The sequence below is a fragment of the Streptomyces yokosukanensis genome, assembly GCF_001514035.1.
GTDB classification, from domain to species: Bacteria; Actinomycetota; Actinomycetes; order Streptomycetales; family Streptomycetaceae; genus Streptomyces; species Streptomyces yokosukanensis.
In genome coordinates this window covers 305,629-325,309 of the sequence record NZ_KQ948209.1, presented here as the reverse complement: position 1 = coordinate 325,309, position 19,681 = coordinate 305,629, and the positions used below count along the sequence as shown (strand labels likewise).

At 72.0% G+C, this 19,681-nt stretch carries 18 protein-coding genes; 8 read left to right on the top strand and 10 right to left on the bottom strand.

Annotated features, from left to right (window positions below):
* The first annotated feature begins 45 nt into the window (after nucleotides 1-45).
* Entirely contained in the window at nucleotides 46-1,563 is a 1,518-nt protein-coding gene (locus AQI95_RS11370; protein WP_067121020.1) for a CehA/McbA family metallohydrolase, read from the top strand.
* On the opposite strand, the gene AQI95_RS11365 is transcribed toward AQI95_RS11370, so the two are convergent.
* The gene (locus AQI95_RS11365) at nucleotides 1,532-2,068 is read right to left on the bottom strand and encodes a PadR family transcriptional regulator (RefSeq protein WP_067121018.1); all 537 of its coding nucleotides are present in this window, start codon (nucleotides 2,066-2,068) and stop codon (nucleotides 1,532-1,534) included. The two genes, AQI95_RS11370 and AQI95_RS11365, sit on opposite strands and share 32 nt — an antisense overlap.
* Before the next feature lie 94 nt (nucleotides 2,069-2,162).
* On the opposite strand from AQI95_RS11365, the gene AQI95_RS11360 reads away from it, so the two are divergent.
* Nucleotides 2,163-2,732, top strand: a complete 570-nt coding sequence (locus AQI95_RS11360; protein WP_067121016.1) for a hypothetical protein — start codon at nucleotides 2,163-2,165, stop codon at nucleotides 2,730-2,732.
* A 93-nt stretch (nucleotides 2,733-2,825) separates the two neighbouring features.
* A complete protein-coding gene (locus AQI95_RS11355) occupies nucleotides 2,826-3,221 on the top strand; it encodes a nitroreductase/quinone reductase family protein (protein WP_067121014.1) in 396 nt (131 codons plus the stop codon).
* 30 nt (nucleotides 3,222-3,251) lie between these two features.
* On the opposite strand, the gene AQI95_RS11350 is transcribed toward AQI95_RS11355, so the two are convergent.
* The 7 genes from AQI95_RS11350 to AQI95_RS11320 form a co-directional block, all read right to left on the bottom strand.
* A complete protein-coding gene (locus AQI95_RS11350; RefSeq protein WP_067121551.1) occupies nucleotides 3,252-4,028 on the bottom strand; it encodes an alpha/beta fold hydrolase in 777 nt (258 codons plus the stop codon).
* Between the two features lie 21 nt (nucleotides 4,029-4,049).
* Nucleotides 4,050-5,501 carry an aldehyde dehydrogenase family protein gene (locus AQI95_RS11345; protein ID WP_067121012.1) on the bottom strand — a complete coding sequence of 484 codons (1,452 nt, stop codon included), beginning with the start codon at nucleotides 5,499-5,501 and terminating at the stop codon, nucleotides 4,050-4,052.
* Complete coding sequence (locus AQI95_RS11340; protein WP_067121010.1) at nucleotides 5,498-7,228, bottom strand: N-acyl-D-amino-acid deacylase family protein; 1,731 nt, start codon at nucleotides 7,226-7,228, stop codon at nucleotides 5,498-5,500. Before AQI95_RS11340 ends, AQI95_RS11345 begins: the two co-directional genes overlap by 4 nt.
* Before the next feature lie 55 nt (nucleotides 7,229-7,283).
* Nucleotides 7,284-8,402, bottom strand: a complete 1,119-nt coding sequence (locus AQI95_RS11335) for an LLM class flavin-dependent oxidoreductase (RefSeq protein ID WP_079071188.1) — start codon at nucleotides 8,400-8,402, stop codon at nucleotides 7,284-7,286.
* A 97-nt stretch (nucleotides 8,403-8,499) separates the two neighbouring features.
* The gene (locus tag AQI95_RS11330) at nucleotides 8,500-9,270 is read right to left on the bottom strand and encodes an SDR family NAD(P)-dependent oxidoreductase (protein WP_067121006.1); all 771 of its coding nucleotides are present in this window, start codon (nucleotides 9,268-9,270) and stop codon (nucleotides 8,500-8,502) included.
* Nucleotides 9,271-9,285: 15 nt separating this feature from the next.
* Nucleotides 9,286-10,209, bottom strand: coding sequence for an LLM class F420-dependent oxidoreductase (locus tag AQI95_RS11325; RefSeq protein ID WP_244188704.1), 924 nt, complete (start codon nucleotides 10,207-10,209; stop codon nucleotides 9,286-9,288).
* Nucleotides 10,206-11,438, bottom strand: coding sequence for an amidohydrolase family protein (locus AQI95_RS11320; protein WP_067121002.1), 1,233 nt, complete (start codon nucleotides 11,436-11,438; stop codon nucleotides 10,206-10,208). Before AQI95_RS11320 ends, AQI95_RS11325 begins: the two co-directional genes overlap by 4 nt.
* 197 nt (nucleotides 11,439-11,635) lie before the next feature.
* Between AQI95_RS11320 and afsR the strand changes: the two genes are divergently transcribed.
* Complete coding sequence (gene afsR / locus AQI95_RS11315; protein ID WP_067121000.1) at nucleotides 11,636-14,602, top strand: SARP-family global regulator AfsR; 2,967 nt, start codon at nucleotides 11,636-11,638, stop codon at nucleotides 14,600-14,602.
* Nucleotides 14,603-14,809: 207 nt separating this feature from the next.
* Nucleotides 14,810-15,037 (top strand): hypothetical protein, encoded by a 228-nt coding sequence (locus AQI95_RS11310; RefSeq protein WP_067120997.1) that lies wholly within the window; start codon nucleotides 14,810-14,812, stop codon nucleotides 15,035-15,037.
* A 76-nt stretch (nucleotides 15,038-15,113) separates the two neighbouring features.
* On the opposite strand, the gene AQI95_RS11305 is transcribed toward AQI95_RS11310, so the two are convergent.
* On the bottom strand, nucleotides 15,114-15,674 hold the full coding sequence (locus tag AQI95_RS11305; protein WP_244188703.1) for an ATP-binding protein: 561 nt from the start codon (nucleotides 15,672-15,674) through the stop codon (nucleotides 15,114-15,116).
* 109 nt (nucleotides 15,675-15,783) lie between these two features.
* On the opposite strand from AQI95_RS11305, the gene AQI95_RS47290 reads away from it, so the two are divergent.
* The 3 genes from AQI95_RS47290 to AQI95_RS48925 all read left to right on the top strand — a co-directional run bounded on the left by AQI95_RS47290 (nucleotide 15,784) and on the right by AQI95_RS48925 (nucleotide 17,228).
* Entirely contained in the window at nucleotides 15,784-16,038 is a 255-nt protein-coding gene (locus tag AQI95_RS47290) for a Scr1 family TA system antitoxin-like transcriptional regulator (protein WP_279617003.1), read from the top strand.
* Nucleotides 16,016-16,222, top strand: a complete 207-nt coding sequence (locus tag AQI95_RS11300; protein WP_067120993.1) for a DUF397 domain-containing protein — start codon at nucleotides 16,016-16,018, stop codon at nucleotides 16,220-16,222. Before AQI95_RS47290 ends, AQI95_RS11300 begins: the two co-directional genes overlap by 23 nt.
* Before the next feature lie 64 nt (nucleotides 16,223-16,286).
* Nucleotides 16,287-17,228, top strand: coding sequence for a hypothetical protein (locus tag AQI95_RS48925; protein WP_067120990.1), 942 nt, complete (start codon nucleotides 16,287-16,289; stop codon nucleotides 17,226-17,228).
* Nucleotides 17,229-18,004: 776 nt separating this feature from the next.
* Here AQI95_RS48925 and AQI95_RS11290 read toward each other — a convergent pair.
* Entirely contained in the window at nucleotides 18,005-19,603 is a 1,599-nt protein-coding gene (locus AQI95_RS11290; protein WP_067120988.1) for a FadD3 family acyl-CoA ligase, read from the bottom strand.
* Nucleotides 19,604-19,681: the final 78 nt, after the last annotated feature.

The window sequence follows — 19,681 nt, the reverse complement described above, 5'->3', positions numbered from 1 at the left end:
CTTCTCTTCCACGGGAGTTCACGCCAGGACGGGAGATTGACCACCATGTGTGACGACACGCACGGTCAGGCCCAGGGAATCGGCAGACGCGCGCTGTTCGTGACGGGCGCCGCCGCTGCCCTTACGTTGGGAAGCGTGAGCTTCGCAGCGGCGGACGGCCAGCAGCAGGAGACCCGGACCGTGAGCGGCACCCTGCCGCCCGGCTCCCCCGACTTCGTGTACGTACCGGTCGAAGTGCCCGCCGGTGTGCGGGAGATCAAGGTCTCCTACACCTACGACAAGCCCTCGGTCCCGGTCGGCACCCAGGGCAACGCCCTCGACATCGGCCTCTTCGACGAGCGCGGCACCGAGCTGGGCGGCCGGGGCTTTCGCGGCTGGTCGGGCGGCGCCCGCACGGAGTTCTTCGTGCGGGCCGACGACGCGACCCCCGGCTACGTCCCCGGCCCGATGCGGGAGGGCACCTGGTACGTCGCGCTGGGCCCCTACACGGTGGCGCCGCAGGGGCTGGCGTACGAGCTGACGATCACGCTGACCTACGGCGCGGCGGGCGGGACCCCGCGGCCGGTGTACCCGCCCTCCCGGGCCAAGGGCCGGGGCCGGGCCTGGTACCGGGGCGACTGCCATCTGCACTCCTGGTACTCCGACGGCCGCCGCACCCCGGCCGAGATCGCGGCCCTGGCGCGGGCCGCGGGCCTGGACTTCATCAACTCCTCGGACCACAACACCCACTCCTCCCACCCCCACTGGGCGGACCAGGCGGGCGACGACCTGCTGATCATGCTCGGCGAGGAGGTCACGACCCGCAACGGCCACGTGGTGGCGCTCGGCACGGAGCCCGGCACGTTCGTGGACTGGCGCTACCGGGCCCGGGACAACCGCTGGGCCCGCTTCGCCCGGGACATCCGCCGCGCCGGCGGCCTGGTCGTCCCCGCCCACCCGCACGCCACCTGTGTGGGCTGCGGCTGGAAGTTCGGCTTCGCCGAGGCGGACGCCGTGGAGGTGTGGAACGGCCCCTACACCCCGGACGACGAGGTGACCCTGGCCGACTGGGACAACCAGTTGGTGGCCTCCGTGCGGCAGGGGCGGGCCTGGCTGCCGGCGATGGGCAACAGCGACGCCCACCGCGACCCCGACGCGGTGGGCATGCCCCAGACGGTCGTCCTCGCCGACGACCTGAGCCGGGCGGCGATCCAGGAAGGCATCCGCGCCGGACGCTCGTACGTGGCCGAGTCGAAGAACGTGGCCCTCGACTTCACGGTGACGGGCGGGCGCGGGCAGCGGGCCGGCATCGGGGAGCGGCTGGAGGTGGCCGCCGACAGCCCGGTGACCGTACGGCTGGAGATCTCGGGGGCACCGCGCTGCTCGGTGCGGTTCGTGACCGACCAGGGCGTGCTGTTCACCAGCGATCCGCTGCCGGTGTCGGGCACGGGCACGGTCGAGTGGCGCACGACGCCCTCCTACGCGGCGTACGTGCGCGCCGAGGTGCGGCACGAGACGGCGCTCGGGCCGGTGCCGGGGGCACTGGCGGCCTTCACCAACCCTGTCTTCCTCGGGGCTGTGTGAGCTGCTGCGCCGCCCATTCGGCCCACTCCCGCCGCATCGCGTTGAAGCGCAGGCCGTACTCCAGGGCGATCCGGCCGTGGACCGAGAGGTTGCCGTCGTCCCAGTCGACGGAGTCGTGCAGCTGCCGCAGCTGCTCGTATCCCGACCGGGACATCTCCATCAGGTCGGTCAGATAGGCGTGCGCCTGCTCGGGGGTGAGCACGCCGAGGAAGAAGACGCGCAGCAGGACGTCACTGCGGAGGGTGCGCTGGGGTGTCACCTCGGTCAGCCAGTGGCGCAGTTCCGCCATGCCCTCGCCGGTGATCTCGTACTCCTTGCGGCCGCGCGGGCCCTCGGCGGCCACCGCGATCAGCCCGGAGCCCGCCAGCTTGGTCAGCTCGGTGTAGATCTGGCTCTGGGTGGCCGGCCAGACGTTGGCCAGTGAGGTCTCGAACGTCTTCAGCAGGTCGTAGCCGCTGGCGCGGCGGTCCGAGAGCAGGCCGAGCAGTGCGTGTCTGAGGCTCATGACCCCCACTCTACCTTCCACTGTTGACATGTCGAGAGTTGACCTTCTACTTTTGACATGTCGAGATTGGAATTCACACCGCCCGGGGGAACCCATGTCGTACCTGCGCACGTTCTTGCCGTGGATCGTCTTCGCCGTCGTCCCCTCGGGGGACTGGCAGTGGGGCGCCCTGGCCGCCCTCGTGCTGAGCGTGGCGATCATCGCCCAGCAGAAGCGGGCCGGCGCCGGCTTCGACGCGCTCGTCATCGAGGCGGGCTCGGCGGTCTTCTTCGCGGTCCTCACGGCCGTCGCCTTCGCCGACCCGCACTCGGGCGTGCACGACTACTCCGCGGCCCTCTCCTCCGGCACCCTCGCCGTCATCGCCGGAGTGTCGCTGGCCGTCGGCCGGCCCTTCACCCTCGGCATCGCCAAACGCACCACCCCGCGCGAGTACTGGACCGCGAGGCCGTTCATCCGGATCAACACGGTCATCACCGCCGCGTGGACCGCCGCCTTCGCCGTGACAGCCGTCGTCCTCGCCGTGCTGGACCACGCCGGACACGCCCACACGACGCCCGCGACCGTCGTCCAGATCGCCGGGTTCGCCGTCCCGATGGTCTTCACCGTCCGCTACGTCGCCCACGCCCAGGCGAAGGCCCGGGCCGCCGCCCAGGCGGCCCGATGAACACCGCTCCCCTGCCCGAGGCGGGCGGGTGAGGTCATGCTGGATCATTGACTCCCGGGCGCCGGATCACAGCAGAGCAGGAGAGCGAGAGACATGACAGGCCGCAGCGACCTCAAGCACCGTCTCGTGACCCGTTTCCAGCGGCATCTCGCCAATCCGCTCAACCGGCGGATGCCGACCCAGATCCTGCTGGAGACCACCGGCCGCACCTCCGGCCTGCCCCGGCGGACGCCGGTCGGCGGGCGCACGGTCGGCCAGTCCTTCTGGCTGGTCTCGGAGTTCGGCCACAAGTCGCAGTACGTGCGCAACATCCAGGCCGACCCGAAGGTCCGCGTCCGAATCGCCGGCCGCTGGCACCAGGGCACCGCCCACCTCCTCCCCGACGACGACCCGGTGGCCCGGCTGCGCTCGCTGCCCCGCTTCAACAGCGCGGCGGTACGCGCCTTCGGCACGGACCTGCTGACGATCCGGGTGGACCTGGAGGACTGACGGCCCCGCCCCGGGGATCCCGCGGCCGGCTCATCCGACCCGCTCGAACAGGTCGGTGATCACCCGCACCACCGTCTCCGGAGCCCGCAGCGTGGGCAGATGGTCGCTCCCCGGGACGCGGACGAGCCGGCAGCCGGGGATGCGGGCGGCCATCGCCTCGTTGCAGGCGACCACCCGGGGCGTGTCCTGCTCGCCCAGCAACAGCGTGCAGGGCACCCGGAGTTCAGACAGTCGTTCGAAGGCTGGCCGCTCCGGCTGCTCGTGGCCAAAAGTGGAGAACCAGCCCCGGAACGAGTCCCGGACCAGCTCGGCGGCCCGAGCGTCCGACGCGCCGCCCGCCGCCGCGAAGGTACGCAGGGACAGGGCGAGCAGGCCGTCCATGTCCCCCGCCTGTGCCAACCGGACGATCTCCGCGCTCAGGTCCGGGGACTCCAGCTTCGGGTAACCGGTGACGCCCGGCACCAGCAGCCCCAGGGCGGCCACCCGCCGCGGATCGCTCAGCCCGAAGTCGATCACGGACCTGCCGCCCATGCTGCTGCCGACCAGGACCGCGCGGAACGCCCCGAAGTGGTCCAGCACCCGCCGCAGGTCCCCGGTCTGCGTGTACGGCCCCGTCGGCGCCGGCGACCTGCCGAAGCCCCGGGCGTCGTACCGGATCACCCGGTACCGCGCGGTCAGCTCGGGCAGCACCGGCTCCCACACCCGCGAGTCCGCGATCCCCGGGTGCAGCAGCACCACGGGGAGCCCCTCACCTCCCGAGTCGTCCGCCCAGACCTCGCCGCCCTCGACCCTCACCGTCTGCTCCATGGAGCCCACGGTGCCAGAACCTCACCCCGGCCACACGATGGCCTGCACCTCGCTGTAGGCGTGCAGGGCGTAGGAGCCCACGTCGCGGCCGACGCCGCTCTTCTTGAAACCGCCGAAAGGGGCCTCCATGTTGCGGCCGACGGTGTTGATGCCGACCCCGCCCGCCCGCAGCCGCCGGGCGACCCGGAAGGCCCTGGCCACATCGCCGGACCAGACGTAGTCGACGAGCCCGTAGTCGGAGTCGTTGGCGAGGGCCACCGCCTCCTCCTCGTCGTCGAAGGGGACGACCACGACGACCGGCCCGAAGATCTCCTCCCGGGCCACCCGCATGTCGTTGGTGCAGTCAGCGAGGAGGGTCGGGGCGAGGTAGAAGCCGCGGTCCAGCGCAGGGCGTTCGCCGCCCGCGACCACCGACGCGCCCTCCTTGCGGCCGAGTTCGACGTACGACTCGACCCGTGCCCGGTGCTCGGCCGAGATCACCGGCCCGACGACCGTGTCCGCCGCCCGCGGGTCCCCCACCTTCAACCGGACCGCGAAGGCGGCCAGTTGCTCCACCAGCCGGTCGTGCACCCCGCGCTGGGCCAGCACCCGTGTCGGGGCGGTGCAGATCTGCCCGCTGTAGAAGGAGAAGGTGGTGCCGATGCCGGCGACGGCCGAGCCGAGGTCGGCGTCGTCGAAGACGAGCGCCGCGCCCTTGCCGCCCAGCTCCATCAGCTGGCGCCTCATGTCCCGCCCGCAGACCTCCGCGATCCGCCGGCCGACGGCCGTGGACCCGGTGAAGCTGACCATGTCGACGTCGTCGCAGGCCACCACCGCCTCGCCCACGGCCACGTCCCGCCCGGAGACCACGTTCACCACGCCCGGCGGCGCACCGGCCTCCTGGAGCGCCTCCGCCATCCGGTAGACGGACAGCGGGTCCTGTGGGGCGGGCTTCACGACCACCGTGTTGCCCATGGCCAGAGCCGGGGCGACCTTGCCGGCCGGGTTGGCCCACGGGTTGTTGTAGGAGGTGACACAAGTGACGACGCCGACGGGCTGCCGTACCGCCAGGGCGCCCATCACTGCGGCCCTCCCCATCGGACCGGCCTCGTTGATCTGCGGCGCGATCGCCCACTCGGCGGGCTCCACGCCCGCGTACCGGCGGAACCGGGCGGCGGCCACCCCGACCTGCATCGCGCGGGCCGTCCCCGTGGTCGCGCCGGTCTCGGCGCGGGCCAGCCCGGCGTACGGCTCCAGTCGGCCCCGGATGATGTCGGCGGCCCGGCCCAGCACCGCCGCCCGCTCCTGCGGCCGCGTCCGCGACCACGCCGCCGACGCCTCCCGGGCCGCCGCGCAGGCCTCCCGCGCCTGTGCCGGCGAGGCCTCGGGCGCCCAGCCGACGGTCTCCTCGGTGGCCGGGTCGGTCACCGGGTAGTGCCCGTCGGCGGGCTCCACCCACGCGCCGCCGACGAACAGCCGCTGACCCTCGCTCACCGCGTGCTCACCGTGCGGGTGTCGGTCCCCGAGCGCAGCACCCTGCCCGGTACGGCCCCGGTCACCACGTCGTCCCGGATCGCCTCGACCCCGTTGACCCACACGGCCCGCACCCCGATCGCCCGCGAGTCCAGGCGCGGACTGTCACCGGGCAGGTCGTGCACCAGCCGGGCCTGACCGGCGTCGATGCGCTCCGGGTCGAACAGCACGAGGTCCGCGTGCCAGCCCTCCCTCACCTGCCCCCGCTCCCGCAGCCCGAACAGCCGCGCCGGATCGTCGGTGAGCATCTGCACCGCCCGCTCCAGCCCGATCAGCTTCCGGCCGCGCAGGCAGTCCCCGAGGAACCGGGTCGTGTACGGCGCCCCGCACATCCGGTCCAGATGCGCGCCCGCGTCGGAGCCGCCGAGCAGCACGTCCTCGTGCTGCCAGGTCTCGGCGCGCAGCGCCCAGGAGGCGGGGTCGTTGTCGGACGGCATCGGCCACAGCACCGTGCGCAGATCGTCGGCGGCGCAGATCTCCACGAGGCAGGCCAGCGGATCCAGCCCCCGCTCCTCGGCGATGTCCCGTACGACGCGGCCGGTCAGGCCCTGGTTGGCCGTGCTGTAGGTGTCCCCGATGACGTACCGCCCGAAGTTCGCGAGCCGCCGCAGCACGCCCGCCTCCTTCGACCGGGCCCCCCGCAGCATCTGCGCCCGGACCTCCGGGTCCCGCAGCTTCGCGATCCGCTCCGGCACGGGCAACGCGAGGATCGGGCCCCATCCCGGGAAGAGGTTGAGGGCGCAGAAGGTCCCCAGGGACATGTTCATCGGGGTGAGGATCGGCATGGTGAGCGCCACCACGCGTCCCCCGGCCTTCCGGGCCCGTTCGCTCGCGCTCAGCTGCCGGGGCACCCGTTCCGGGACGGCCGCGTCGACGGTGAGCACGTTCCAGTTGAGCGGCCGCCCGGCCACCGCGCTCATCTCCACCAGCAGATCGATCTCTTCGTCGCTGAACTGGTCCAGGCACCCGGTGACGATCGCCTCGATCTGCGTCCCCTCGTGCTCGCCGACGGCCCTCGACAGCGCCAGCAGCTCGGCCGGCCCGGCATGCCGGGAGGCGACCGGCTGCCCGTCCCCGTCGGAGTGCGTGCGGGACTGCGTGGTGGACAGCCCCCAGGCCCCGGCGTCCATGGCCTCGTGCAGCAGCCGGAGCATCGCGCCGAGCTGCTCCTCGGTGGGCTGCCCGCCGACCGCCTCCGGCCCCATGGCATGGCGCCGCAACGCGCAGTGCCCGACCATGAAACCGGCGTTGACGGCGATCCGCCCGTCGAGGGCGTCCAGGTACTCGCCGAACGAATGCCAGCTCCAGGGCGCCCCCTCCTCCAGCGCGACCAGGGACATCCCCTCGACCTTGGACATCATCCGCCGGGTGTAGTCGGCGTCCTCGGGACGGGCGGGGTTGAGGGGCGCGAGGGTGAAGCCGCAGTTCCCGCCGGCGACGGTGGTCACCCCGTGGTTGAGGGAGGGGGTCGCGTACGGATCCCAGAAGAGCTGGGCGTCGTAGTGGGTGTGGGGGTCGACGAAACCGGGGGCGAGGACGAGTCCGCTCGCGTCCTCGGTGGTACGGGCCTCCTCGGTGACCTCACCGACGACGACCGTGCGACCGTCCCGGATGCCGACGTCGGCGGTGAAGGCGGGGGCGCCGGTCCCGTCGACGACGGTCGCGCCCTTGATGACGTGATCGAGCATGGGGCTCCCTCTCAACTGCGGTGGCGGTGAGGCACCTGGGGGCGCGGGGCCGCGCTCACACGGCGGCCCGGAACCGCGAGGTCCGGTGGACGGGATCCGTGTCGATCTTCGGAATCACGTGCTCCCCGATCAGCCGGATCGTCTGCAGCGTCTCCTCCTTCGGCACGCCCACCGGCAACCCGAAGCTCAGCTGGTCCGCCCCGGCCTGCTCCCACCGCTTGCACTGCCGCAGCACCTCGTCCGGATCCCCGCAGATCAGTAGCTCCTCCGCGATGAGCAGCTCCACGAACTCCGGTGTGTACCGGGGCAGCGTCTCCGGCCAGACCGGGAAGCCCTCGGGGCGCGGGAACGTGTCGTGGTACCGGAAGACGAGCGAGGGCAGGTAGTGCAGCCCCCCGTGCACGGCGATGTCGATCGCCTCCGCGTGCGTGGGCGCGCAGATCGCCGTCGTCGTCACCATGACGTTGTCGTTCACGAAGTCCCCGACGGGTTCCGCGTTCACGACCGCCGTCTTGTACTGCTCCAGCACCCACTCCATGTCGGAGACCTTCTGGATGCTGAAGCCGAGCACGCCGAGCCCCTTCTTCGCGGCCATGGCGTACGACGGCGGCGACCCGGCCGCGTACCACATCGCCGGATGCGACTTCCCGTACGGCTTCGGCAGGACCTTGCGCGGCGGCAGCTGCCAGTGCTTGCCCTGGAAGCCGGCGTACTCGTCCTGGAGCCACATCTTCGGGAACTCGGCGATGGTCTCCTCCCAGATCTCCTTCGTGTAGTTCATGTCGGTGATGCCGGGCAGGAAGCCGAGGATCTCGTGGCTGCCGGCGCCCCGCCCGCTGCCGAACTCGAAGCGGCCCTCGCTGAGGTGGTCCAGCATGGCGACCTTCTCGGCGACCTTCACGGGATGGTTGACCTGGGCGAGCGGGTTGAAGATCCCGGAGCCCAGGTGGATGCGCTCGGTCGCGTGGGCGAGGTAGCCGAGGAAGACGTCGTTGGCCGACAGGTGCGAGTACTCGTCCAGGAAGTGGTGTTCGGAGGCCCAGGCGTACTTGAAGCCGGACTTGTCCGCCTGGATGACGTACTCGGTCTCCTCCATCAGCGCCTTGTGCTCGGCGAGCGGGTCGGTCTCGGCGCGCTTGCCCACGTATCCCTGTACAAAGAGCCCGAATTCCAAGGCGGCTCACCCTCCCCGGTTCCGAAGATTTCTGACGGATCGTCAGTTTCGATGACTGTCGCACCAGCCGTACGACGGGTCAATAGCTGATGGAGCGTCAGATGACCGAGACCCCCGCCAGCCAGCCACCGTCGATCACGAACGGCTGCCCGGTGATGTACGAGGAGTCCGCCGAGGTGAGGAAGAGCGCCAGCCGCGCCACCTCCTCGGGCTTGCCGACCCGCCCGAGCGGTACGAGCTTGCGGTACAGCTCGTCCAGGGCCCGGCTCAGCTCCTGCGGGTCGGCGTCCGGGTCCAGCCGGGCCGGGTTGGACATCGCGGTGTCGATGGCGCCCGGACAGATCGCGTTGACCCGGATGCCCCGGGCCGCCAGCTCCAGCGCGGCCACCCGGGTCAGCCCCAGCACGGCGTGCTTGGTCGCGGCGTACGTACCCACCGCCGCCATGCCGGTCATGGCCGTGTAGGAGGCGGTGTTCACGATCGTGCCCCCGTCGGCCAGCTCCGGCACCACCGTCTTCATGCCCAGGAAGCAGCCGACCTGGTTGACCTGCACGACCTGCATGAACTCGTCCAGCGGGGTGTCCACGAGGGCGTTGAAGCGCAGGATCCCCGCGTTGTTGACGAGCCCGTCGAGGTGCCCGTACGCCGCCTTGGCGGCCGCCACGGCCTCCTGCCAGCCCTCCTCGGTGCCGACGTCGAGATGGACGTACAGCGCGCCTATCTCCTTGGCCAGGGCCTCCCCCTGGTCGTCCAGGACGTCGGCGACGACCACCCGAGCGCCCTCCGCGCGAAAGAGCCGCGCCTCCTGCTCACCCTGTCCGCGTGCCGCCCCGGTGATGATGACGACGCGCCCGTCCAGTTTGCCCATGTCGGTCCTGCCTCCTCAGTCCAGCCCGGGTGCGACCTCCGCCCCGAACAGCCCGATCTGCTCGATGAGTTCGGCCCGGCTCCGACTGCGGAACCGCACCTGGATCTGGTCCACGCCCATCGCCCGGTAGGCCCGCAGCGACTCGGCGATCTCCTGTGGCGCCCCGGTGAGCGTGCGCCGCCCGACGTCCCAGCCGGCCCGCCCGACGTACAGCGGCTCGGCGATCGCGCCGACGGTGAACGGCCCCTCGGCGCCCGCCTGCTCGCGCAGCCGCCGCAACCGGGCGATCTGCGCGGGCAGCCGCTCCCGGGGATCGCCCTGCGGCAGCCAGCCGTCACCCTTGAGCGCGGCCCGGCGCACGGCGGCGGGCGAGGAGCCGCCGACCCACAGCGGGACGTGCGCCTGCGCGGGCCGGGGCCGCTGCCCCAGCCCGCCGAAGTCGTAGAACTTCCCGTGGTGCTCGGGGAACTCCTGCGGCCCGAGCGCGGCCCGCAGCGCGTCGATCACCTCGTCGAGCACGGCCCCCCGGCGCTCGAAGTCCGCCCCGAGCACCTCGAACTCCTCCCGTACGTGCCCGGCCCCGACCCCGAGGACCAGCCGGCCGCCCGAGAGGTGGTCGAGGGTGGCGTACTGCTTGGCGGTGAGCAGCGGGTGCCGCAGCCCCACCACGGCCACATGGCTGAGCAGCCGGACGCGCTCGGTGACGGCGGCGAGGTGGGCGAGGGTGGCGACGGGGTCGTACCAGACCGTGCTCATGGCCGGGGCGAGCCGGTGCGGGACGGCCACGTGGTCGCAGGCGGCGAGGTAGTCGAACCCGGCGGCGTCCACGGCCCGCGCGAGTGCCACCAGGTCCTCCCCTCCGGCGGCGGCCTCCCACGCCTCCGCGAACAGGGCGCTCTGCGCCTGGACGGGCAGCTGGATGCCGTACGCGAGGCTCACCTCGCGCCCCTCCAGCGGCCGTCCCGCGCCAGTCCGAGCAGCTCGATGGCGTTGCCGCGGACGATCCGCTCGACCACGTCCGCCGGCAGATGCCCCATCTGCGCCTCGCCGACCTCACGGGACTTCGGCCAGGTGGAGTCGGAGTGCGGGTAGTCCGTCTCGTACAGGACGTTGCCGACGCCGATGGAGTCGAGGCTCCTGAGCCCGAAGGCGTCGTCGAAGAAGCAGCCGTAGACGTGCCCGGCGAAGGTCTCCGACGGCGGCCGGGTGACCTTGTCGGCGACCCCGCCCCAGCCCCGGTTCTCCTCCCACACGACATCGGCACGTTCGAGGATGTACGGGATCCAGCCGATCTGGCCCTCGGCGTACATGACCTTCAGGTTCGGGAAGCGCTCGAACTTGCCGCTCATCAGCCAGTCGACCATCGAGAAGCAGCAGTTGGCGAAGGTGATGGTGGAGCCGACGGCGGGCGGGGCGTCGGCGGAGGTCGAGGGCATCCGGCTGCTGGAGCCGATGTGCATGGCGACGACCGTGCCGGTCTCGTCGCAGGCGGCGAGGAACGGGTCCCACGCGTCGCCGTGGACGGACGGCAGGCCCAGGTGCGGGGGTATCTCGGAGAAGGCGACGGCCCGCACGCCCCGCGCGGCGTTGCGCCGCACCTCCGCGGCGGCCAGCTCGGCGTCCCACAGCGGGACGAGCGTGAGCGGTATCAGCCGGCCCTGCGCCTTCGGCCCGCACCACTCCTCCACCATCCAGTCGTTGTAGGCCCGCACGCACAGCAGGGCGAGTTCCTTGTCCTCGGCCTCGGCGAAGGTCTGTCCGCAAAAGCGCGGGAAGGTCGGGAAGCAGACGGCGGACTGGACGTGGTTGACGTCCATGTCGGCGAGCCGGGCGGCCACGTCGTACGACCCGGGCCGCATCTGCTCGTACGTGATGACCTCGAGCTTGACCTCGTCCCGGGCGCAGCCGACGGCGGTGTCGAGGCGGGTGAGGGGGCGGCGCAGGTCCCCGTACGCCCACCAGTCGCCGAGCGGTCCGTCCGTACCGCCGGGTTCGCCCATGACGGGCCTGAAACGCCCGCCCAGGAAGGTCATCTCCTTCACCGGTGCGCGCACGATCCGGGGCCCCTCGTCGAGGTATTTCCTCGGCAGCCGGTCCTGCCAGACGGTGGCGGGCTCCACGGTGTGGTCGTCGACGGAGATGATCAGCGGGAACTGTGTGGTCTCCATGTCCCTCACCGTAGCGCTGATCTGACGGTCCGTCAGCTATCGCGTGGGGAACGACTGTCTGCGAAGAGGGTGTGAGGGGTTTGTGGACTGAAATGCACCGCCCTGTGATCGGCGTCTCCCACGGCTGACGGAACCGGCCCGAACAAGGCAAACTGACGGGGTTGTTCGTGATGCCGGGCCCCAGGAGGGACGAACGCATGGACGGTGGGCCGCGAGTGCCCGAGCAGCGGCGTCCCGGATCCGTGACCCTCACGGATCGGGAGGCGCTGCGCTTCGGCGTGCTCGGTCCGGTGCGGGCCTGGCGCGGCGAGGAGCAGCTCAGCACGGGCTCGCCCCAGCAGCGCGCCCTGCTGGCCGCCCTGCTGCTGCGCGAGGGCCGTACGGCGACGGCGGCGGAGCTGATCGACGCCCTGTGGGGCGCCGAACCCCCCTCGCAGGCCCTGGCGGCGCTGCGCACGTACGCCTCACGCCTGCGGAAGATCCTGACCCCCGGCGTCCTGGTCAGCGAGTCGGGCGGCTACGCCGTCCGCGGTCTGCGCGAGGGCGCCCTGGACCTGGCGGCCGCGCAGGACCTCGCGGCACAGGCGGAGAAGGCACGGGCCGCCGGCGACCTGCGCCGCGCCCGAACGCTCCTGAACGAGGCCCTGGCCGTGTGGGACGGCGAGGTCCTGGCCGGCGTCCCCGGCCCGTACGCCGAGACCCAGCGGGTCCGCCTGGAGGAATGGCGCCTGGGACTGCTGGAGTCCCGCCTGGACATGGACCTGGAGCAGGGCTGCCACGCCGAGGCGGTCTCCGAACTGACCGCCCTGACCGCGGCGCACCCCCTGCGCGAACGCCTGCGCGAACTGCTGATGCTCGCGCTCTACCGCAGCGGACGGCAGGCCGAGGCCCTGGCGGTCTACGCCGACACCCGCCGCCTGCTGGCCGAGGAACTGGGCGTGGACCCCCGCCCGGGCCTGCGGAAGCTGCAGCACCGCATCCTCAAGGCGGACCCGGCGCTGGCGGAGCCCTCCTCCCCCGCGGCGGAGCCCGCGGTGCTCCCCGTCCGCCCCGCCCAGCTCCCCGCCTCCGTCCCGGACTTCACCGGCCGCTCCGCCTTCGTCGAGGAGCTGAGCGAGGTCCTGTCCTCCGCGTCACAGGCCGCGGGCCGGGTGATGGCCGTCTCGGCCCTGGCCGGCATCGGCGGCGTGGGCAAGACGACCCTGGCCGTGCATGTCGCCCACCGGGCGCGGGGCGCCTTCCCGGACGGCCAGCTGTACGCCGACCTCCAGGGCGCGGGCCCCCGCCCGGCGGAACCGGAGACGGTGCTGGGCTCGTTCCTGCGGGCGCTCGGCACAGCCGACTCGGCGATCCCCGACTCCCTGGACGAGCGGGCCGCCCTGTACCGCTCGGTCCTGGACGGCCGCCGGGTGCTGCTCCTGCTGGACAACGCGAAGGACGCGGCCCAGGTGCGCCCGCTGCTGCCCGGCACGGGGGGCTGCGCGGCCCTGGTGACCTCGCGCGTGCGCATGGTCGACCTGGCCGGCGCGCACCTGGTGGACCTGGACGTGATGTCCCCGGAGGAGGCCCTCGCGCTCTTCACCAAGATCGTGGGCGAGGAGCGGGTCGCGGCGGAGCGGGAGTCCGCCCTGGACGTGGTGGCCGCCTGCGGCTTCCTGCCGCTCGCCATCCGCATCGCGGCGTCCCGGCTCGCCGCCCGGCGCACCTGGACGGTCTCGGTCCTCGCGGCCAAGCTGGCGGACGAACGCCGCCGCCTGGACGAACTGCAGGCCGGCGACCTCGCCGTGAAGGCCACCTTCGAACTGGGCTACGGCCAGCTGGAACCGGCCCAGGCCCGGGCCTTCCGCCTGCTGGGCCTGGCCGACGGCCCGGACATCTCCCTGGCGGCGGCAGCGGCGGTCCTGGACCTCCCGCCGGAGGACACGGAGGACCTCCTGGAGGCCCTCGTGGACACCTCCCTGCTGGAGTCGGCGGCGCCCGGCCGCTACCGCTTCCACGACCTGGTCCGGCTCTACGCGCGCGCCTGCGCGGAACGCGACGAACAGCCGCCGAGCGAGCGGCAGGCCGCGATGTCGCGGCTGCTGGACTTCTACCTGGCCACGGCGGCCCGGGTCTACGCGATCGAGCGGCCGGGGGACCGGCTGGTGGACCATCTGCAGCCGGCCGAGTATCCGGGGCTGACGTTCGAGGACCGGCGTCGGGCCCAGGACTGGTTGTACGCGGAGGCGGTCTGCCTGCTCGCCTGTGTACGGCAGTCCGCCACCGGGGGCACACTGCGGCGCGCCATCGATCTCCTGTGGGCGTCTGTCGACCTTGCCGAGTCCGGCGCCAACTCGCGGGAGTACGAGGCCGCCGCAGCCGCGCTCCGCAGGACCGCTCAGGAGGCGGGCGACGTACGCGCCGAGGCCAGGGCCTCGGTCGTGCTGAGCAACGCGCGGTTGTTCTCCGGGGTGTTCGACCAGGCGTACCGCGAGGCTCTGGAGGCGTTCCAGCTCGCCGAGGCGGCCCAGGATCCGCTGCCCTCCTGCTGGGCGGCGAACGTGCTGGGCAGCACGGCGTTCTACCAGAATCGGCACGACGACGCCGAAGGCTATTTCAGCCAGGCCATCGAGAAGTTCCGCGGCTGCGGTGACCTCGCGGGCACGGCGGCCGCCCTGTGCAACCTGTCGCGTCTGCATCTGGCGACGGACCGCGCCGACACCGCGGTCGTCCTCGCCCGCCAGGGCACGGACATCTACCAGGAACTCGGCCACACCCTGCGGGGAGCGAACGGACGCTACGCGTTCGGCATGGCCCTCGCCAAGACCGGCCAGCACGCGAGCGCGGCCGAGCAGTTGGAAGAAGCCCTGCGCGTCTTCCGCGACAGCCGCCAGCGGCTGTGGGAGGGCATGACGCTCTTCCGGCTCGCGGATGTCGACCTGGACGCCCGCAGGCCGGCCCAGGCCGCGAGCAACGCCGAGATGGCACTCACCGTCCTACGGGGCATCGGAGGCGAATGGCGCCGGGGCCATGTCCTGACCGTGCTGGGCAAAGCCCTGAACGGCATCGGTCAGTCGGGGCGAGCGCAGGTCTGCTGGCGAGAAGCCCTCGACATCTACGAGAACCTCGACTCTCCCGAGGCTGCCGAGGTCCGCAAGCTCCTGGCTCCGATGGCGGCCGCCTGACGTTCCGCGGGGACGTTCATCGTTCGTTTATCGCGGCTCGACAGTCTCTTGCTTGTCGATCCGTCGCGTCGGGGGGCGGACGGACCGCGGTGAGGGCCGCCGTACCGGGGGATTAGGGTTGGGCGGCTCGAGTGACCCGCCCGGCCACTCTCGGGGGAGTGACCGGGCGGGCCTCACGTTCCACACGAACCACCCAGGGGAGGCACCATGGGCAACACCGAGAACGACACGATCGTCCAGCCGGACAACACGCACGTCACCGACGCTCCGGCGGGCGCGAAGGTCAAGCCGCTCAACACGCATGTCACCGACGCTCCGGCGGACGACACCGTCAAGCCGCTCAACACGCACGTCACGGACGCCCCGGCGGCGGCCGCCGCCGAGGCCAAGGTGATCACGCCGGACAACACCCACGTCACGTCCGAGCCCGCCTGATCCACAGACCGACGGGGGAACCGGCCGCGACGGCACCGAGGGGGAGCCGTCGCGGCCGACGTGTGTCCGGGGACGCTCAGTGCGCCTCCGCCAGCTCGCACCACACCGTCTTGCCCTCCACCCCCTGCTCCACGCTCCAGCGCAGCGCCACCGCGTCCAGCAGGGCGAGACCGCGCCCGTCCTCGTCGTCGAGGGTGCTGGGCACGGATGCGGGCACGGGGAGAGCCTGCCGGGCCGGGTCCGTGACCTCGACGCGGATACGGTCACCGTCCGTCCGAGCCACCCGTACACGGACCGGGGTTCCTTCCCCCACGTGCCGGATCACGTTGGTGACGAGTTCGGTGACGCAGAGCTGGACGTCGGGACAGGGCGCGTCCAGATACCAGCGGACGGTCCGGCGCAAGCCCTGAAGTGCCCCGGGTAGGGCGGGGAGTTCGACGTCCAGCGGCGGTCGGCTGATCGCCTTCCCGTCACTCCTCAGTACGGCTACCAGCTTGCGCGCCGTAACGGCATTGCAGTTGCCGAGCGCGACCAGGCCGGCCGGGGGCCGGTACTTCCCGGCGAAGCTCGGCAGATCGACTCGCAGGGACGGCAGGGTGACACCGTGCGCGGAAAGGGCAGCACGCAGGTCATCCACGCAGAGGGTGATGTCGTAGGCGGAGTTGTCAGGGTCGGTGGGGGCGGGTGACTACACGGTTGGGTACGCCTTCCTGTGCGTTCTGTGATGAACGCGAAGCGTTCTCCAGATCGTTCCGGAAACGACGCCCTGGCACCCCCTCGCTCACGGGATGGCCAAGATCATGACCTTTGCCGATGCCCCGCCGCTGGTGTGGTCGGACACCAACTACGACGGGCGGATCACCGACTTTCCGGCCCTCGTGAAGCAGTATCAGCGGGACTACGATCGGCTCAGGGCCGTCGCACTTCCACCTGACGCGTCCCTTGCCCTGATCGAAGAAGCAGCGAGGATCAGCAGACATGAAGCGCAGCAAGGGAATTGACCTCAGCCTCGTCACCTGGCGCAAGAGCAGCTACAGCGATGGACAGGGCGCCGACTGCGTGGAGGTAGCCGACGCCTTCCCGGGCGTCATCCCCGTCCGCGACTCGAAGCGGCCCGACGTCGGCCCCGTACTCCTCTTCCAGTCCCTCTCCTGGAGCGCCTTCGTAGGCTCTCTGAAGGGCTGACGCTCGGCTCTACCGGTTATCCACAGGGCAAGCGGCCGGGCGCGGTTTCTGCGATCTTGCCTGGGTGGAGCGAAGGGACCTGAGGGACCTGGCGGAGCGGGGCGTCCTCCTCACCTCACGTGCCGTGGCGGCCGGCTGGCCCCGGCGTAGTCTCACGCGTGCGCTGCGGGCAGAGGGCTGGACGCAGCTGCGGCAGGGCGCCTGGGCGGAGCCGGGGCGGGAGCCCGACCTGCTCACCCGGCTCCGGGCCGTGCTGTTCCGCGAGCCTCGGCTGATCGTGAGCCATGGTTCAGCAGCTGCGCTCTGGCGCATCGAGCTGCTCGGCGGCAACCGTAGGGTGCCGTTGGAGTTCATCGACCCGCGGCGCACCCTCCGCCGCACGAACACCGGCGTACGCGTACACCGGCTGCCGCTCGGCACCGGCGACGTGGTGGAACGCCAGGGGCTTCGGCTCACCGGCCCCACGCGCACGCTCACCGATCTGCTCCGGCGCGGCCCGAGGGACGAGGCGGTCGTCGCGGTGGACTCGGCGCTGACCTACCGCCGAGTCGGGCACGTCCGCCGGGCACCGCTCGCCCGGCTGGACGAGATCGCCGCCGCGCTGCGGTCGACGGCACAGGCTCAGGGAACGGTCCGGGCCCGGAACTGGTTCCGGCTGTGCGACCCGCTCGCCGGTTCCCCCGCGGAGACGGTTGCCCGACTCCGCATGTACGACGCCGGTCTCCACCCCGAGAGCCAGGCCGAGCTGCGCACCCCGGACGGCAGGCGCCGCATCGTCGACTTCCTCTTCAGGGCGGCCGGGCTGGGCGTGGAGATCGAAGGGTACGCCTACCACGGCACCCGTGAAGCCCACCGAAGGGACGTCGCCCGCTTCAACCAACTCCTGAGGTGTCCCGAGATCCGCAGCCTCCTCCGCTTCAGCGCCGAGGACGTCTTCCACCGCCCGGATTACGTGGTCGAGGAGATCAGGGCCACCCTCGCCGACCTGGCCGCCGATTCCCAGTGACCGTGGGGCCGCCCGCTTCTCGGCGATTGTCGTGCGGAAGAAGCGAGCGAACGGCCCGAAAAGGCGGGCTCCCGACCGGCGTTGCCCCTACCGCCACCTGCATCGCGGACCAGCACGAAGGGGCGCGCCAGCTGGGCGGCGGCACGCCGGGGCGGCTCGGCGGCTGACGGAGGGAGGAGGGGGAGTTGAGGGAATCGGCAGACTTGGGCCAGCTGCATGTTCAATGCCCTGCCATCCGCCCATTCCAAGTGCGCCCATTCCTTCCAATCACCAGTGGTTGCGTGGCTGGTGGGGGCGGTGGGACTGCTGGGACTTGGTCTTGGGGCCGACGGGGCCCGCGAGGGCGGCGAGGGCGGCGGGGCCGGCGAGACCGATGAAGGCACCCTCAGCCCTGCCCCGGTGCGCCCGCCCTCCCCCCCACCCAGCCGCAAGCCGCCGACCCCACCCGGCGTGCAGGCGAGGCGCGACCGCGCCCCTCCGTCGACGTCGCGTCCGCGGCCGACCCGAGGGGCCGGTACCGGTGAGGCGGCCACTTTCCCCGGGCTGCCCGCTCGCTTCTTCCGCGTGCTGGAGTGAGGTGTGTCAAGGGTCGGCCGGAGGCCGATCGCCGAAGGCGACGCGGGAGTGGAGCGCAGCGGAACGGGAGCGCCCTTGACGCAGCTCACGGAAGCACGACAATCGCCGAGAAGCGGGCGGCCCCACGGCAACCAACCAGCCAACGGGACCCGAGCCGACGTGACCCCAGCCAACGGAACCCCGGCAAAGGCTGCTCCTCCTCACTCCCTCCCCCTCAAAACCCCCTTCACCACCTTCCCGCTCGCGTTGCGCGGGAGGCCCGACACGAACTCCACCGTCCTCGGCACCTTGTAGTTGGCCATCTCACGTCGCGCCCAGGCGATCAGGTCGTCCGATGTCAGGGGTGAGCCCGGTCTGCGCACCACGAACGCCTTGGCGACCTCCCCCAGCCGTGGGTCGGGGACGCCGATCACGGCCACCTCCCGGACGTCCGGGTGGACGCCCAGGAGCTGCTCTATCTCCGCCGGGTAGGCGTTGAAGCCGCCGACGATGAACATGTCCTTGATGCGGTCCGTGATGCGCAGGTTGCCCGACGGGTCCAGGACGCCCACGTCGCCCGTTCGCAGCCAGCCGTCGCAGGAGATCACCTCAGCCGTGGCCGCCGGGTCGTCGTAGTAGCCCCGCATGACGTTGAAGCCGCGGACCAGGACCTCGCCCGCCTCACCTGGCCGTACCGGCTCACCGGTCGGGTCGGCCACCCGGATCTCCGTATCCGGGATCGCCCGGCCCGACGTCGACGCGATCACCGCCGGATCGTCGCCGCGCCGGCACATCGTGACGATGCCGCTCGCCTCCGAGAGGCCGTAGGCCGTGAGGACCGTCTGCACGCCCAGTTCGCCGCGCAGGCGTTCCACCAGCCGCAACGGCACGACCGCCGCCCCCGTCACCACCAGCCGCAGCGCCGAGAGGTCGTGGGTGTCCCGGGCGGGGTGGTCCAGCAGCGACTGGTGGAGGGTCGGCGGGCCGGGCAGGACCGACACCCGTTCCGCCGCGATGTTCGCCAGTGCCGTGTCCACGTTGAACACCGGCTGCGGGATCATCGTCGCGCCCCGCATCACAGAGGCGATCACCCCGGCCTTGTAGCCGAAGGTGTGGAAGAAGGGGTTGATGATCAAGTAGCGGTCGCCGACCCGCAGTCCCGCCAGGTCCGACCAGATCGCGTACGCCCGCAGGGTCTGCTCGTGCGTGATCGCCGCGCCCTTCGGGCGGCCCGTCGTACCCGAGGTGTAGATGATGTCCGACAGTGAGTCGCCCGCCAACTCGGCGGCTCGCGACTCCGCTTCCGCTGCGCTCACCGCTTCCCCCGCCGTCAGGAACTCCTTCCACGTGCGGAAGTCCGGTGGCGCGTCCTCCGACAGGACCACCACCTGCCGAAGGGCCGGGAGGCCGGGGAGCGGGCCCGGTCCGTCCGGCACCCCCGCCCCGGCCGCCCTGCGCAGGGAGGCCACGTACGAGGTGCCGAGGAAGGTGCCGGTGACGAAGAGCAGGCGGGCTCCGCTGCGGCGCAGCACATCCGCCGCCTCCGTGCCCTTGAAGCGGGTGTTGAGCGGGACGAGGACGGCGCCCGCCGTCACCGCGCCCAGCGAGGCGACGATCCAGTCCAGGGAGTTGGGAGCCCAGACCGCGACCCGGTCGCCCGTCTCCACGCCGCTCGCGAGGCAGGCCGCCGCCGCGCGCTCCACCCGCTCGCCCAGTTCGGCGTACGTGATCCTCGTACGGCCCTCGACCACGGCCTCGGTGTCCGCGTACCGCGCGGCCGACCACCGCACCAGCTCCGGGACGGTGTTCCACTCCTCCACGACAGCCCCTCCCCGAACGGCACCGGCAGCCGGAGCAGTTCCCTCGGATCCGCATAGCTGACTGACCGTCAGATTAGC